Below are 16,034 nucleotides of genomic sequence, written 5' to 3' on the forward strand. Positions count from 1 at the left end.
AGCCAATTAAAAAAACGGAGAAGACCCGACACGAGTCTTCTCCGTTCATTTTTTGAATAGAAAGTCCACTAGCTTTTTGCTGGAGTTTCCATCAGAGTATTCATTCCATTTTTCTTTAAATTTTTTGATGCTGCCGTAATCAGCAGATGCTGTTTTTATTTTTTCGATAATCTCTTGCGTTGTGTAAACGACTGGCCCGGGCATTTGTGATTCATAGTCTTCCCAGAAGCCGCGCTCTTTTTCGTAATGCTCCAAGTCATAGGCAAAGAAGATCATTGGTTTTTCCAAAAAGGCGTATTCAAAAGGAATGGAAGAGTAATCTGTTATCAGCAGGTCCGTGATAAGCAAAATCTCATTTACATCATGATAATTTGTAAGATCATAAACGAATCCCGGAAATTGTTTCTCCAAATCGTGTTCACCAGATACAGCTGGGTGGAGCTTAAGCAGGAGAACATATTCATCTTGCTGAAATTCATCATAAAGTTTTTGAATATCGAGCCCAATAGAACTTGTTTTCAGCTCATTTTCCCTAAAGGTAGGAGCATATAAGATCGTCCTTTTCTCCTCAAGCCCCGGAAAGTGCCCCAGCAGTGACTGATAGGCGACTGATTTTTTTTCTTCATCAAAAAAGAAATCGGTTCTTGGAACACCTGTACTCAGTATATTTTCGTCAGGCAGCCCAAAGCTCGCCTTAAAGATGCCAGACATGGTATCAGATCCGGAAACAACGTAATGGAACTGGTTGTATACACGCTGAAAGCGCTCCTTCGCACGCGGGCTGCGGTTTGCGGCAGAAGGGTCTTTTAAGCCGAATTGCTTTACCGCCCCAGCAGCATGCCAGACCTGGACACAAGTGACGGTAGGCCTGAACGAGATGGCAGAAAGAAAGCCGAAATAGTTGTCTATGATCACCACTTTGGATGTAGCCAGATGGTAAATAGAGAGCAGGTAGTGCAGAAGATGTTTGATTTCAAAGTGAAAGACGATGGTTTTCCCATCGCCTTTAAAATCTGCTCTGCTATGATTCCCTTTTATGATGATTCTTTTGCCTTCAATTCCTTGTGCGTTCATTTCATCGAGGATATAGCGTGCATTATCTCCGAATGACACAACAAAAGCTGTTTTCTTTTTTAAAGGAAAAAGGCGGAAGATAGAAAAGAGAGCCTTAAATATAAACAGATACAGCTCTATTGCCAGTTCTCTAGCCATTATTGACTGTTAGAAGATCGTCTTTGATCTTGCTTGTAGAAATTCCGATGGTTCTTGGAAGATAGACAACTTCACAAACCTCGTTCAATTCATCAAATTTGCCCTTCCAGTCATCGCCCATGACAAACACATCCACGCCTTCACGGATGATATCTTCTTTCTTTTGTTCCCAGCTGTTTTCGGCGATTACTTCATCCACATAGCGGATGGATTCAAGGATCATTTTTCTGTTTTCAAAGCTGTGGTAGGCTTTTTTATTTTTAAGTTCATTAAATTCGTCAGAAGAGATGGCAACAATCAGATAGTCGCCAAGAGCTTTAGCGCGCTTCAATAAGTTGATATGCCCCCAGTGAAGCAAATCGAATGTACCGTACGTAATAACCTTCTTCATGCGTAGTATTCCTCCAGTCTAATCTATTAATCAATCGTTTGATTAAATTTAAAGCAGTCTATTTAAACCAGCGTAAGCAGGCGCTTGCGCTTTTTATCTCATGGCTCTATGCATAATAAGGAAATAGAACATTTTAATAGTGTAAACTCTACCTAATTATAACCTATTTGATTTACAAATAAACAACAAACATTTAACAAACATGTGTTGAATTCTTATAGACTTCCGGCAATGTGATTTATTTTACTTGGTTTTTATATTCCATACAAGGGATTAGAGGGAATTTATTATAAAAGCTACGGAAGAACTATTGTAAATCCTGACAAATTAAGGATAGGAGCATAGGCCATTTTGCTTCTTTTTTGAGCGAAAAAAGGGGTTTAGAAAGGGTGGCCCTCTATAAATGATGCATGCTGCTGAAAAGCGGGGGGAGAATAGGAAGAAAATCTTAGAAACTCAAGCGGGGCACATGCTATTCATTGTTGAGAAAAAAGCTGAAAACGTATATGATTTTATAATGGTTGTGATGAAAGAATTTCTTTTTTTCATCAGTGTGCAAGTTGAATAAATGCGAGTGTTTTTTCCGGTTTATTCTAAACAGCAATTTTTTCATAAATATTTAAATTCCAGGTGGTTATTCATGAAGATGAAATTATTTCGATTTTTAAAGCGCAGCAAGAACAAAATCAGACTCAAGCATAAGCTGTCTGTTTCACAGGAAAATGGAACAATCTTCATCCAGGGAGCATTCTCCAAGGAGTTTTATTGTGCAAAAGAGCTGTGGGTGAAGGTAAGGGAAACGGGTGAGATGCACCAGGCTGCAGAAATAAAGCCTAATCCTTCTTTTGCCTTTGGTATCAGCCTAGATGAACTGCTAAGCCATCTTAGCGAAGAAGAACAGGCGGCATTGGATCTTTTCATCAAGGTCAGTGTCCGTGTTGATAGCTTAGAAAAGGAATTGGATCAGGATGCAGCAGAAATTGCTGTTAGAGATGGCGTTGAGTACGCAGAGTACCTGATCAGGCTTGGGAGGTTCCAGCATACTTCCATTAAGTATCCTGCTCCATATCGTACAGATGATAATAAAACCGTCCACCTTTTTGTTACCAAAAAAGGGAATGTTTCCATCCTTCTAAACCAGGAACCTGCACCTTCCATACGATCTCAGATAGAAAAGATTTCGTATGAGCAAAACAAGATGATCGTTGAAGGCCGTGTTTTTTCAAGGAACTCACGAATTACGCACGGCGAAGCCTTCATTAAGGGAAGGAAAACTAATCTGGAGCTCTACGGACAGGCGAGGTTCACTCTTGACGATGAAGGTACAGCAAAGAAATACGGCTTGAACCGCTACACATACCGGGTGGAACTTGATATGGAAAAGCTCCATGATGCCCGTCCTGCCGAGGATGACATTTACGACTATTATTTCGACTTAAATCTGCATGATCAGCTTGAAGTGAAAAGGGCCAGAATCGGGAGGCCGACTGGCAGGGTTAAGCTATTCCTTAAGGAGACATTTATTAAAAAAGGCAGCGATGCGTATGTGATCAATCCTTACTTTACCTTCAAAGCAAAGAACCTATCCATTGAAGTGTATGGTTTCCCTGTAGATACGTTCAACTATTTGAGGAAAATGCGGCGTTTTGCTCCGCTGTACAGAATGTTTAATAAAAGCAAGGATGTTTGGCTGATTGGCGAAAGGTCTTATAAGGCCCAGGATACAGGCTACCATTTCTTTAAATACGTGCGGGAGAACTTTCCTGATAAAAAAGCCTACTATGTTATTGAAAAGGATTCTCCAGAGGCTGGAAATGTGGAACCGCTTGGAAATGTCCTTTATTTTAAATCAAAAGAGCATATAAAGAACACCGTAATTGCATCAAAGGTTATTTCTTCTCATCATCCTGATTATTTATACCCTGTGCGGACCCGCAAGTTTAAGCGGAACGTGAAGGCGCTGAAGATCTTCCTGCAGCACGGTGTCATGGGAACGAAGAATATGCTTGCCAATTACGGCAAAAAAGCGTCCGGTTTTGATACAGATCTGTTTCTGGTCAGCTCTGAGTTTGAAAAAGACATGATCATAAGTGATTTCGGCTATGACGAAGATCAAGTATATGTCACAGGGTTATCGCGCTTCGATTCTTTATTCAAAGAAGATGTGGAGATCAAGCGCCAGCTGCTCATCATCCCTACATGGAGGGACTGGATTACTTCGGACGAAGTATTTATTGAGAGCGAGTATTTTGAAAGATACCGGGACCTGATTCATCATCCCAAGCTCCATGCTATGGCAAAAGAAAGAAATCTTGAGATTGTTTTCTGCCTGCATCCTAATATGCAGAACTTTACTTCTTACTTTAAAGATGCACCTGTCCGGGTAATCTCGCAGGGTGAAGTGGATGTTCAGCATCTGATCAAGGAAAGCGCGATGATGATTACCGATTACTCAAGTGTGGCATTTGACTTCAGCTTCCTTCATAAACCAGTCCTTTATTATCAGTTCGACCGGGACCGTTTTATTGGAAAAAGAAGGTCGCATCTGGACTTGGATAATGATCTTCCAGGATATATCACGGATAATCTTGAAGACCTGCTTAATGAGGCGGATGTGTACAGCAGCCAGGATTTTGTCATGCCTGAGCTGTATAAAGCAAGAGCGAATAAATTCATCAAGCATCGTGACCAGCATTCAAGTGAGCGCATTTATGAAGTGGCAGAGCATGCAGTGCTCCAAAGAAGCTTCTTCCAAAAAGTGGCCCAAACCGAATATTATCAGCTGTTCTTCAGGCAGTTCAGGAAAAGCAAGCGCTACTTCCCGACCATGAAGCTGTTATATAAAATCATGATGAAGACGGTGAAGGTTGATAAAAACCTTATTCTGTTTGAAAGCGGAGTAGGAAAGCAATATGGAGACAGCCCGCGGAACATTTATGAAGAAATGCTAGAGCGGAAAATCGACATGAAAAAAGTCTGGGTGTACGGCGGAATGATGCCAGTCAGAGACAGGAATACCAAAAAAATCAGCAGGCTGAGCCCGCAGTACTATTATTACCTCGCCAAGGCAGGATACTGGGTTAATAATCAAAACTTCCCTACGTATCTTGATAAGCGCAAGGAAACTACGTACATTCAAACATGGCATGGCACGCCGCTTAAGAAAATGCTGTTTGATATTGAAAATATCCAGGGAAGAGATGAAGGGTATTTAGAACGTGTGTATCATGCAACCCAAACCTGGGATTACCTGGTGTCACCGAGCCCGTATGCATCGGATGCATTCAGGAGCGCCTTTCGCTATGACGGGGAAATCCTTGAGACAGGCTATCCGAGAAATGATTTATTCTTTAAAGATGATAGGGAAGCAAGGGCTAGGTCAGTTGCTGAGAGACTGAACATTCCTGAAGGCAAAAAGGTCATCTTATATGCACCGACATTCCGGGATAATCAAACCTCAAATAAAAATAAATTTGTGTTTGACCTTCAATTCGATTTGGAAAGGATGAAGCAGGCCCTTGGCGATGAATATGTTCTGCTGCTGAGGATGCACGTGGTCATCTCCAATTCCTTGAAAATCCCGGAAGAGTACCGTGATTTTGTAATGAATGTATCGAAGTATCCGGATATCCAGGAGCTGTACTTGATCAGTGATATCTTAATGACGGATTATTCTTCGGTTATGTTTGACTTTGCCAACACCGGCCGCCCAATCTTGTATTACACCTATGATATTGAAGATTATCGGGACAATATCCGCGGCTTTTATATCGATTTTGAAAATGAAGCACCAGGGCCTTTCATGAAAACCACTGAAGATATCATAGAAGCAGTCACAAATATAGAAGAAACGACTAAAGCATACAGCAGTAAGTATAAAGACTTCAGACAGAAATATTGCGGCTTGGAGGATGGCAAAGCTACAGCAAGGATCGTGGATCGTTTCTTCGGAAATTGATCCATGGCCCTGCCATTCACCGGCAGCATGCAGACGTGCTAAACCGCAGGCCAACATTCTTAAAAAATAATTTAAAATAAGGAGTTCATTATGAAAACGATAAGTAATCCATATTTTATCTTAAATACTATTGCGGTTAAACGAAGCGGATTAACAAAGGCCGTTGTGGCGAGATTGAATATGATGTGTGAAGAAATGCCCGAAAGAATGATTTCCTTGCTTACCATCTCCTATCAGCGGACATTATGGGGAGATGTCAGATCCATGAAAAAAGAGGGGATCCTCCATCAAAACATTAAGGTAATGAATTGCCTGTATGATCTGGATCCTTCAAAGGATATGAGTGTACAAAAGGATTCCCATGCCTTGCAGGCAGAGGAAGAAGGACTCGTTGCTTTTCAGGATCACAGCCAAAAGGAAAATCCTTCATACCGGTATTTTAAAAATGGGGATTATGTTCAATATAAACGTTTTGATAGGGAAGGCCGGCTTATTTTTTGCGACAAGATGAACGAGGCACGCATCCGGACGAAAAGGCAGGAATATTCTCCGGATGGCTATCTTGTCAAAGAAATCATCTATGACACGGGCTCGAAGCATGAGCGGACACATAAATACTTCGGTAAAGACGGCAAATGCTATTTATCGATCTGGCTGGATGCTAAAAAGAACTGGACGAAATGCCAGTACTTTGGTGATGAAAATAAAGAGTTTGAAGATATGGCTGATTTATACAGCTACTGGATAGAAAAAGTGATTGCGGAAGATGAAAATCCAATCATCTTCGCTGAATTCAGGGACCGGCTGTATAATCTGCCAAACAAGAATCTTGATGATGCAGTTCTTGGCGTGCATCATCCGAACGTCCGCAAAGTAGGTTTTGCACACAGCAGCCACTTTACCATTCCGTATTCTGACGGCGCACCTGTCAGCGGTGTGTGGAATTCCCTTTATTCCAATCTTGACCGTTTTGACAAAATGATTTATCTGACACATGGCCAGAGGGAATCGGCTGCTTTATTATATGGAGACAGACCGTCCTTTGAAGTGATTCCGCATTTTGTCAAACCTGCCCAACATGTGCAGGGGGTAAAGGCAGATCCTAACTTATTCATTTTGGTCGCGCGGATTCATTATAAAAAGCGGGTCGAGGATGGAATCAAGGCCTTTGAAAAGGTTGCGGCAAAGAATCCGAAAGCAAGGCTTGAAATCTACGGATTCGGCTACAGCGATGACCAGGAAAATGAAACAGTTTCATTGATTAATGACTTAAAGCTTGAAGATAACGTGATTCTTAAAGGATTTGCTGCAGATATGTCAGCTGTCTATCCTGGTGCATATGCAACACTTATGACTTCGCGTTCAGAAGGATTCGGCATGAGCATGACAGAAAGCCTTTCATACGGTACTCCTGTCATTGCCTATGACATTAACTTTGGACCCCGGGACATCATACGTGATGGTGTGGACGGGCTTCTCGTAAAAGACGGCAGCGTGGAGGAAATGAGCGAGAAAATTATTTCTCTCATGGAAAATCCGGAGCTCAGAGAAACACTTTCCCGCAATGCTAGAGAGGTTACAAAGCGTTTTGGCTACGATAAATTCATAGCTGAATGGAAAACGCTATTTAGGGAGCTTGATGAAAGTGTGCCTAAGATTGCATCACTTCCGCTCGAGAGCCACCCGCATGCTGTTCTTGAACATATGAGCAATCAAGATGATGCTGTCACAATAGAGTTTAAAATAGCAGGGATGGAGAACATAAAAGAAGTTTCTGCTTATATCCAGGAGCGGGAGGGCACAAACACTCTCTTATTTTCCGGGACTGGCGAAGGAGTATCCTGGAAAGTTATTCTGGATAAAAAAAGCCTCGTTTCAATAGAGAAAATCAGTGATGTTTTCATCCGTGTTTCGGACGGCCATTATACAAAAAATGTGCGTGCAGAAAATGGTAAAAAACTTGAAGTGAGCTTTGCTGAAGGCAGCAAAAAAATAAGAGTGTACGGCACAAAAAACGGCCTGCTTTCTGTGAAGCCAATGAAAGCTGCGCCTGTACAGCCAGAACCGCAAGCTGAAAAAACGCCTGTCAGGGAAGAGCCGAAAAGCAAGGAAACCGGTCTCCTGAAGAAGCTTTTTCGCTAAAAATATGTCCGCTGATTACATTTTGAAATTTCATCAGCGGAAATTGTGGTAAACTTATTTCTAAATGTTTGGATCAGAAGTGGGGAAGAAGCATGCAATTAACAAAAGAAGCGGCTGCAGCGGCACCGAAGGCAAAGAGCTTGTCGCTTTCAGCCATTAAACATAAGGTGAAATCCCTGATTACAGGAGCCTACAAAGCAGCCTTCAGGGTCTGCGGTGCCATCCTGCCTGCAGACAAAAAGCTGATTGTGTTTGAAAGTTTTCTCGGAAAGCAGTACAGCTGCAATCCAAGGGCGATTTATGAGTATTTGCAGAAGACGCACCCAGAGTATAAGATGTACTGGAGTGCGGATAAGAAATACACAGCTAATTTTGAACGCGAGGGAGTGCCGTATTTGAGGCGCTTTTCTGTGGAGTGGATGTTCAAGATGACGAGGGCTTCCTACTGGGTTACAAACAGCAGGATGCCGCTTTGGATTCCAAAGCCAAGGCACACCACTTATCTGCAGACCTGGCACGGCACACCGCTGAAAAAGCTTGCTGCTGATATGAAGGAAGTTTACATGCCTGGAACTGACACAGAAAGCTACAAAAAGAATTTCCATCAAGAATCAAGCAAGTGGGATTATTTGATCTCGCCAAATCCTTATTCTTCGGAAATTTTCTCAAGAGCTTTTGCAGTTGATCCCGGCAAGGTCATTGAAACAGGGTATCCTAGAAATGACATGCTTTATAATGAAAATAACTCCTCTTCGATTTCGTCGCTGAAAAAGAAAATGGGGATTCCTGATGATAAAAAAGTCATCCTGTATGCTCCAACCTGGAGAGATGACGAATTTTATTCAAAAGGGCGGTACAAGTTTTCTTTAAGGCTTGATTTGAATGAAATGAGAGAGAAGCTTGGAAGCGAATATGTAATCCTGCTTCGCCTCCATTACCTGATTTCAGAGAATCTGGAGCTTTCCGATTTTGAAGGATTTGCCTATGATTTCTCAAATTATGGTGACATCAGCCATTTGTATCTGATTTCAGATATGCTGATCACCGATTATTCTTCAGTATTTTTTGATTATGCGAATTTAAAACGCCCGATGCTGTTTTTTGTATATGATATTGAAAATTACAGAGACAGGTTGCGCGGTTTTTATTTTGACTTTGAAGCCTCGGCGCCCGGACCGCTCGTGAAAACGACGGATGAGGTGATCCGCGAAATTAAGGCCCAGGAAGAGAAGGGATTTGTCCCGGATGAAAATTCTGCTGCTTTTTATGAACAATTTTGCGGATTGGAAGACGGACATGCTTCACAGCGGGTGATAGAAAAAGTGTTAGGAAGGTCTGTATAAGATTATGAGATCTGCTTTGACCGTATTAAACGAACAAATAAAGAATTTTTATTTAGTCAGGCGATTATCAGCCTACGAAATGAAGAGCAGCAATAACGATAATTATTTAGGCATACTTTGGGAAATTATAAACCCAATGATACAAATCGCCATTTACTGGTATGTTTTCGGCTTTATTATGCGCCGCGGTGATATTGGGGGCGATCCTTATTTCCCTTGGCTGCTTGCGGGGATTTCGGTGTGGTTTTTAATCAGCCCGTCGATTACACTCGGGTCAAAGGCCATCTACTCAAGGCTTAACATGATTTCAAAAATGAGCTTCCCAGTGAGCGTCATCCCGACGTATGTCATTTTGGCGAAGTTTTACCAGCATTTAATGCTGCTTGCGGCTGTCATCATCATCCTGGCTTTTTCAGGATATCCGCCGACTTTTTATATTGTGCAATTGCCATATTTCCTGTTTGCGACGCTTGCCTTTTTGGTATCACTGTCGCTGATTACCTCAACACTAACCACAATCATCAGGGATGTTCAGATGGTCATTCAATCGCTGATGAGGGTATTATTGTATTTAACACCGATCCTTTGGTTTAAAGACAAGTGGAATCCGGCATTTCTTGGAGAGATCATGAGAGCCAACCCTCTTTATTATATTGTGGAAGGCTACCGTTCCGCCTTGCTTGGGCATTCCTGGTACCTTGTTGATCATTATAAATACACGCTGTATTTCTGGGTGCTGACCATCGTATTATTTATCATTGGTTCTGCTCTTCACTTAAGGTTCAGGGACCGCTTTGTCGATTTCAAGTAAAATTGGAAGTGAGAAATTTGGATAAATCCGTTGTTGTTAAAAATGTGAATAAACGCTATAAGCTTTATAATAAAAACTCTGAAAAACTGCTGGACCTTCTGCTTCCAAAAAGCTATGGAGAAGATTTCTTTGCGCTTCGCGATATCAGCTTCGAAGCGGAAAAAGGCGATGTAATTGGATTTGTAGGAGTCAATGGCTCAGGTAAGTCCACACTATCGAATATCATTGCAGGTATTATTCCCCCAACTGGAGGAAGCGTAGAAATCGATGGAAAAACAGCGCTCATCGCCGTGGCTGCCGGGCTGAACAACCAGCTTACAGGACGGGAAAACATTGAGCTTAAGATGCTGATGCTCGGCTTTGATAAAAAACAGATCCGCAATCTGGAGCCTGAAATTATTGAGTTTTCCGAGCTCGGCAAATTCATCGACCAGCCTGTCAAATCGTACTCAAGCGGAATGAAGTCGCGGCTTGGGTTTGCGATTTCCGTTCATATTGATCCGGATGTGCTGATCATCGATGAAGCATTGTCAGTCGGTGACAAAGCATTCGCCGATAAATGCCTTGAAAAAATGAATGAATTCAAAGAACGGGGAAAAACCATGTTCTTCATCAGCCATAGCTTAGGCCAGATGAAGCAGTTCTGTGATAAAGCCCTCTGGCTTGAATATGGCGAGGTCAAGGCCTTTGGCCCGATTACCGAAGTCATGCCTAAGTACGAAAAGTTCCTCAAGGATTACAAGGCCATGTCTAAGGCAGAAAAGAAAAAATACCGTGAAGACGCGACAGAGAAACGAAGCAAAGCTACTGTCTGAGAATAGAAATGCGGGAGGGAGGGCTCTTTTTAAAGGCTCTCTCTTTTTTCTGTTTTAGGAGCTGGAATTCGATTTGGCTCGAATCACCTGGAATTTGGCTCGAGTGGAGTGGGATTTCGCTCTATTGGACAGGGATTTGGCTCGAATCAGGGTTAATTAGGCTTATTATCCATTTAACTGAAAAAAAACTAAGTCGAATTGTAGTGAGGAGTTTTTTCAAGGGGCCGCTTAACAGGTGCATCATGCTGTATTTTTGAGGCTGGAATTCGATTTGGCTCGAAACACATGGAATTTGGCTCGAATGGAGCTGTATTTCGCTCTAATGGAAAGGGATTTGGCTCGAATCAGAGCGTAATTAGACTAATTATCCATTTAACTGGAAAAAGAAAGGCCTGATTTGTTCTGAAAAAGTAATGTAATGGACCTTTTTTCTTATGGAGAACATAAACACATGGACAAAGAGCCATTTTTTTGAGAATATCACTATTTTCTTTTCTTCAGGGTGCTTTTCGACGATAATGATGAGAGAGAATTTACATATTCTTAATAATAGGCATAGTCATGAGAAAGGCTGAATATCTATAATGAGTTCAATTATTAATGTGTTATCGATACCATTTTTTAATACAAATAAATCGTCATTTATTAGGGATGTTCTTGTACCGAGAATCCTGAAGCGAGAAAAGACGTTCATCGTTACTGCAAATCCGGAGATTGTGGAGTATGCAAATGAACATGAAACCTACAAAGAGATCATCCTTGGAGCTGATTACATAATCCCTGATGGAGCTGGGATCATTCTTGCTGCCAAGATGCTGAATACACCCCTTGAGGAGCGTGTGCCGGGCTTTGAAATTGCAATGGAGCTGCTGAAGGTGGCCAATGAGCATCATCTTAGCGTTTATATGCTGGGAGCGGCAGAAGACGTGATTGAGGCTGCGGCATCTGAGGTGCACAGGCAGCACCCGAATATCCGGCTGCACCATCACCACGGATATATAGATATTAATGATCAAGATTTAGCGCGTGAAGTCGCGGGGCATAAGCCTGATATTGTCTTCACTGCTCTTGGATTTCCGAAGCAGGAGGAATGGATTTCGCAGCATTCACATTTATTCGATTCAGGCGTGTTTATGGGTGTCGGAGGAACCTTTGATATCCTTGCCGGGACTGTTAAACGGGCGCCTGAATTCTGGCAGAAGCTGAACCTGGAGTGGCTGTACAGACTCATTCAGCAGCCATCGAGATGGAGAAGGATGCTGGTTTTGCCTCTTTTTGTCGTTAAGGTCATGCTTTCAAAGAAAAGCCGGGCTTGAAACTAATCCTTGCCTTTAATCGTCTAATTAGTGCTCATTCATAAAGGATTGAATTTAGGTTACCTTAAGACTAGGGGAATTTGCAGACTGCGGTTCCGACAAAAGCAGAAGGACTTTTACAAAATTCTTCAGGCATGAAAACTTATTGTAGTGTTTTCTGTTGAAAACATATATAATTTGTAGTTGAGAGTGATTTATTTATTGAATTTATGTAAATTTTGTAAAGCAAATATATATGTGTGGTTTCGACATTGTAAAGAACAGGGTATTACACGATTATGATGAATGCAGAATGAAGAGGTGGGTCATATGTTGATAGGAGCCTTGTTGACAGCTTTTTTCCTGTCAATAGTACTGACTCCGTTTGTATCTAAGCTCGCCTTTAAATGGGGAGCTACCGATAAGCCGAATGAACGTAAGGTCCATCAGAAGATCATGCCGCGGATGGGCGGCTTAGCGATATTCTTAAGCTTTGCGATTTCGTTTCTTATTTTTCGGCCGGATGTTCCAAATGAAAATTATTTGCCAATTTTAGCAGGCGCGTGCCTGATTGTCCTAATCGGAATTTTTGATGATATTTATGAATTAAGCGCTAAAATGAAGCTTGCCGGACAGGTGGGCGCAGCCCTCATCATTATCTTCTGGGGCGGCATCCAGGTTCAGTTCATCAATCTTCCTTTCGGAGGAGAGCTTGAATTCGGGGCGCTGAGCATTCCAATTACAATCATCTGGATTGTAGGAGTCACAAATGCCATTAACCTTATTGACGGCCTGGACGGGCTGGCAGCAGGTGTTTCATCCATTGCACTGGTCACGATTTCCGTCATGGCGCTTGTTATGGGAGACATTTTTGTCGCAACAATCTCCTTAATTGTAACAGGCAGTTCACTTGGCTTTTTGAAATACAATTTTCACCCTGCCAAGATTTTCATGGGTGATACAGGATCGCTGTTCCTTGGATATATCATTGCTGTCCTTTCACTATTAGGATTTAAAAATATTACAGTCATTTCATTGATTGTACCGATCATTATACTTGGTGTACCGATTTCAGATACCATTTTTGCCATCATCAGAAGACTGGTGAACAAAACTCCGATTTCGGCACCGGACAAGTCCCATTTGCATCATTGCTTAGTAAATGTCGGATTTTCGCATAAACAGACGGTTGTCCTTATTTATGCACTTGCTGCATCATTTGGGCTAGCGGCCATTATCTTTTCCTTCGCTACCCAATGGGGGGCATTGCTGATTGTTGCGATTCTATTAATCACAATTGAAATAATAGTAGAAAAGGTAGGCTTGATCGGATCGAACTACCAGCCACTGCTGAAGATGTTTGCACCGAGAAAAGAGAAGCCTTAATAAAAAAGCGCCCTAATCTTCTTGTTCAAGAACGAGCTGATTAGGGCGCTTTTTTATATTAGATATACAGACATTTGGCCTGGAAGGCAAACTGCTTTTCATGTTTATAGCTCCCCAGTGTTCTCCCATTTTAAAACCAAAATCTGGTCTTGTGAAGATAGGTCAATATTTTTAAATAGCACTAGGTTGATTGGATAGCGAAGCATCCCTACGTTCCAATCTACCGGCAAGTTTAAGAGGCCTATAAAAAAAACCCTCCGCAGTCTTTGCGGAGGGTTTCGCCGTTTAGTAGGAAGAGCTGTCTGCTGAACCGTTTGTGTCATCTTTAGAGGTGACATTCAAATGCTTCTGCAGGGTCGCTTTCACTTCTTCGACAGATGTTTCATCAAGCTTATAATAGTAGATGCCGTCTGTATAGTTGTCGGCGCCTTTGAGTTTGATAGTTTCAATGTTAAGTCCTGCGCCGCTTGTTACATAGCTTAAGAACGACTTCATTTCGGTGAACTTAAGATTTGTTTCCATGTTGTTTCCTACTGCCTGAATGACGTCTGTATATTTGGTAACAGCGCCGACAGATGTTGCCTTTGTCATGATCGCTTTTAATATCTGCTGCTGGCGTTCGCCGCGCTGGATATCGCTGTCATGGTGTCTTGTTCTGGCAAGTGCGAGAGCTTGTTCACCGTCAAGGGTTTGCATGCCCGGCTTCAAATGAATGGCTTCTTTATGGTCTTTAGAGTCTTGTTCGCGTAAATCATACGGTACATCGACATCAATGCCGTTTAAAGCGTCCACTACATCGATGAAGGCATTGAAGTTCATGCGGACATAATAATCAACGGGTACGTCCAGCAAGTGCTCTATAGTCTGGATAGTGGTTTTTGGTCCGCCGTATGCATGGGCCGCATTAATTTTTGTATACCTGTCTTTGCCTGGAATGTATACATAAGAGTCACGCGGGATGCTGAGCAGTTTAATCGATTTCTCTTTTTTATTAAAAGTGGCAAGCATAAGGGCATCAGATCTGGCATGGCCATTAAATTTACGCTTAGTACTGTCATCTACCCCAATGAATAGAATGGACACATTGTCCGCCATTGGATTGACAGCCGTTTTGCGCTTATCTGAGGTGCCGATAGATTTGTAGGAATCGTCCATCACGCTTTTTGCCTTCACATAGATGGAAGCCGCATAAGCGGAAGCTCCTAAGCCAAGGATGAATAGGGGAACGAGAAACAGTAAAAGTTTTCTGCGGTTTTTCTTTCTTTTCCTAATCTTGTACACACGCCTTCTTGCCATTGTTACTTCTCCTTTAAAAAAACAGCAGCTCTAAAACTGCCATCTTCATTTTCTAGATGATATAGTTGTAAATCAAAATTCATTTTACCTTGAATTTCACCATCCGTAAAATAAAATTTTCTTTACAAATAAGGAGTGACACTGTAATAAATGAAATCAAGGCTAAACATCTGTCTCAAGATAGATGGTTTCCCCTTCAGTAATGATTCCCTGCCCGTTCGTCAATTCTGTCATCCATTCGATGAATTGCTGTTTCTCGCTTGTGCTGACATAGGTCTGGAAGATGACTGAATCAAGATATTCTATCTCTTTAATAGGAAACGATGAAGACCGGAGCTCATTTTCCACTTTTCCAAGCCAGGTGTATTCTAGCTTTGTATGCATGACGGCCGTAAGTGTTCTCTCAACAACGCCGATTGCCTCAATACCTTCGGATGTGCTATTGCTGTAGGCGCGGATCAGCCCTCCTGCCCCTAGCTTAATGCCGCCGAAATAACGGGTCACTACAACAGTGGTATCCTTCAAATTCTTTTTCTTCAATACTTCTAAAATTGGCACCCCAGCCGTCCCTGAAGGCTCACCGTCATCATTCGCCTTTTGAATCAGGTTTTGTTCGCCGATCATATAGGCTGAACAGTTGTGAGTGGCATCTCGGTATTTTTTCTTGATTTCCTGGATAAATGCTAAAGCTTCTTCCTCTGTTTCAGTTCGGGCGATGGAGGCAATGAACCGCGACCGCTCTATTACAATCTCATTTTCGCCTTGTCCCTTTACAGTCAAATATTGTGGAAGCAAAATGATTCTCCTTTCCATTGGGGTTTCCCCGCATATTGAATTATGGCAATGGGCCTTTTTTGTTATTGTTCTAAATATCATTAGTGAGTATTTAGACCTATCGAAGTGGTTTTTAGTGATAAGACTATTTTACTATAATGAATAGTTTCCTTCATTTATCGGTCGAATGTAATGTAAAGGTAACGGAATGTAAAAGAATTTTAATATACTCAAGAAAATTGCATGATATAATTAGTACTAATGTTCAATGAAACTACTATCGTAAAATAGTGTTGTATGCTTAAAAGAATATTTTCCATAAAAAATCAAGAAATGTTTTTCGACATTCATGGCTCTTTACCCGTTTTTGCAGGGATATCAAAGGTTTTAACTGCATAATAGCCTCAGGGTTTTGAAATATATGGACGAAATATAAAGATTCTTCCATTTGATTCTTTTGTATAGAATGGATTAGGATAAAGGATATACTAATCTATTTCTATGCATTGTGTGCGATGTGTTTTTTACAAAATATATCGCTTCTTGTATCGTATCTCTTTTCTTAATATTTTTACAGTAATTCGCCGTATTTGCTCTGATATTTGTTACAA

The 16,034-nt window shown here is 41.6% G+C and carries 11 protein-coding genes and 1 pseudogene; 8 read left to right on the forward strand and 4 right to left on the reverse strand.

Going from position 1 to position 16,034, the window contains the following annotated elements; all coding sequences use genetic code 11:
- Window positions 1-45: 45 nt before the first annotated feature.
- Both BM126_RS06065 and tagD read right to left on the reverse strand, forming a co-directional pair.
- Entirely contained in the window at window positions 46-1,212 is a 1,167-nt protein-coding gene (locus BM126_RS06065) for a CDP-glycerol glycerophosphotransferase family protein (protein WP_090988679.1), read from the reverse strand.
- Entirely contained in the window at window positions 1,205-1,603 is a 399-nt protein-coding gene (tagD, locus tag BM126_RS06070; RefSeq protein WP_071351794.1) for a glycerol-3-phosphate cytidylyltransferase, read from the reverse strand. The genes BM126_RS06065 and tagD overlap by 8 nt, the downstream gene beginning before the upstream one ends.
- A gap of 403 nt (window positions 1,604-2,006) precedes the next feature.
- Here tagD and BM126_RS22195 point away from each other — a divergent pair, with 403 nt between their 5' ends.
- The 8 genes and pseudogenes from BM126_RS22195 to BM126_RS06105 all read left to right on the forward strand — a co-directional run bounded on the left by BM126_RS22195 (window position 2,007) and on the right by BM126_RS06105 (window position 13,353).
- A complete protein-coding gene (locus BM126_RS22195) occupies window positions 2,007-2,171 on the forward strand; it encodes a hypothetical protein (protein WP_177201329.1) in 165 nt (54 codons plus the stop codon).
- A gap of 72 nt (window positions 2,172-2,243) precedes the next feature.
- Window positions 2,244-5,561 carry a CDP-glycerol glycerophosphotransferase family protein gene (locus BM126_RS06075; RefSeq protein WP_177201330.1) on the forward strand — a complete coding sequence of 1,106 codons (3,318 nt, stop codon included), beginning with the start codon at window positions 2,244-2,246 and terminating at the stop codon, window positions 5,559-5,561.
- Between the two features lie 90 nt (window positions 5,562-5,651).
- A complete protein-coding gene (locus tag BM126_RS06080; protein ID WP_090988681.1) occupies window positions 5,652-7,703 on the forward strand; it encodes a glycosyltransferase in 2,052 nt (683 codons plus the stop codon).
- Between the two features lie 134 nt (window positions 7,704-7,837).
- Window positions 7,838-9,046 (forward strand): annotated as a pseudogene (locus BM126_RS06085) (CDP-glycerol glycerophosphotransferase family protein); the annotation flags it as partial.
- Between the two features lie 4 nt (window positions 9,047-9,050).
- Window positions 9,051-9,857 carry an ABC transporter permease gene (locus tag BM126_RS06090; protein ID WP_090988683.1) on the forward strand — a complete coding sequence of 269 codons (807 nt, stop codon included), beginning with the start codon at window positions 9,051-9,053 and terminating at the stop codon, window positions 9,855-9,857.
- 17 nt (window positions 9,858-9,874) lie between these two features.
- Entirely contained in the window at window positions 9,875-10,672 is a 798-nt protein-coding gene (gene tagH, locus BM126_RS06095) for a teichoic acids export ABC transporter ATP-binding subunit TagH (RefSeq protein ID WP_090988684.1), read from the forward strand.
- A 584-nt stretch (window positions 10,673-11,256) separates the two neighbouring features.
- On the forward strand, window positions 11,257-11,988 hold the full coding sequence (locus BM126_RS06100; RefSeq protein WP_090988685.1) for a WecB/TagA/CpsF family glycosyltransferase: 732 nt from the start codon (window positions 11,257-11,259) through the stop codon (window positions 11,986-11,988).
- A gap of 309 nt (window positions 11,989-12,297) precedes the next feature.
- On the forward strand, window positions 12,298-13,353 hold the full coding sequence (locus tag BM126_RS06105; protein ID WP_071351786.1) for a glycosyltransferase family 4 protein: 1,056 nt from the start codon (window positions 12,298-12,300) through the stop codon (window positions 13,351-13,353).
- A 285-nt stretch (window positions 13,354-13,638) separates the two neighbouring features.
- Here BM126_RS06105 and BM126_RS06110 read toward each other — a convergent pair whose 3' ends face one another.
- Window positions 13,639-14,649 carry an LCP family protein gene (locus BM126_RS06110; protein ID WP_090988686.1) on the reverse strand — a complete coding sequence of 337 codons (1,011 nt, stop codon included), beginning with the start codon at window positions 14,647-14,649 and terminating at the stop codon, window positions 13,639-13,641.
- Window positions 14,650-14,811: 162 nt separating this feature from the next.
- Window positions 14,812-15,444: a YigZ family protein gene (locus BM126_RS06115; protein WP_090988965.1), complete on the reverse strand. Its 633-nt coding sequence runs from the start codon at window positions 15,442-15,444 to the stop codon at window positions 14,812-14,814.
- Between the last annotated feature and the right edge of the window lie 590 nt (window positions 15,445-16,034).

The organism is Bacillus sp. OV322 (assembly GCF_900112495.1).
Taxonomy (GTDB): Bacteria; Bacillota; Bacilli; order Bacillales; family DSM-1321; genus Peribacillus.

Excerpts from the sequence above, each read along its gene's own strand:
- BM126_RS06075 (WP_177201330.1), top strand. The coding sequence starts at position 2,244 with ATGAAGATGAAATTATTTCGATTTTTAAAGCGCAGCAAGAACAAAATC.
- BM126_RS06105 (WP_071351786.1), top strand. The coding sequence starts at position 12,298 with ATGTTGATAGGAGCCTTGTTGACAGCTTTTTTCCTGTCAATAGTACTG.
- BM126_RS06065 (WP_090988679.1), bottom strand. The coding sequence starts at position 1,212 with ATGGCTAGAGAACTGGCAATAGAGCTGTATCTGTTTATATTTAAGGCT.
- BM126_RS06090 (WP_090988683.1), top strand. The coding sequence starts at position 9,051 with ATGAGATCTGCTTTGACCGTATTAAACGAACAAATAAAGAATTTTTAT.
- tagD (WP_071351794.1), bottom strand. The coding sequence starts at position 1,603 with ATGAAGAAGGTTATTACGTACGGTACATTCGATTTGCTTCACTGGGGG.
- BM126_RS06110 (WP_090988686.1), bottom strand. The coding sequence starts at position 14,649 with ATGGCAAGAAGGCGTGTGTACAAGATTAGGAAAAGAAAGAAAAACCGC.
- BM126_RS22195 (WP_177201329.1), top strand. The coding sequence starts at position 2,007 with ATGATGCATGCTGCTGAAAAGCGGGGGGAGAATAGGAAGAAAATCTTA.
- BM126_RS06080 (WP_090988681.1), top strand. The coding sequence starts at position 5,652 with ATGAAAACGATAAGTAATCCATATTTTATCTTAAATACTATTGCGGTT.
- BM126_RS06100 (WP_090988685.1), top strand. The coding sequence starts at position 11,257 with ATGAGTTCAATTATTAATGTGTTATCGATACCATTTTTTAATACAAAT.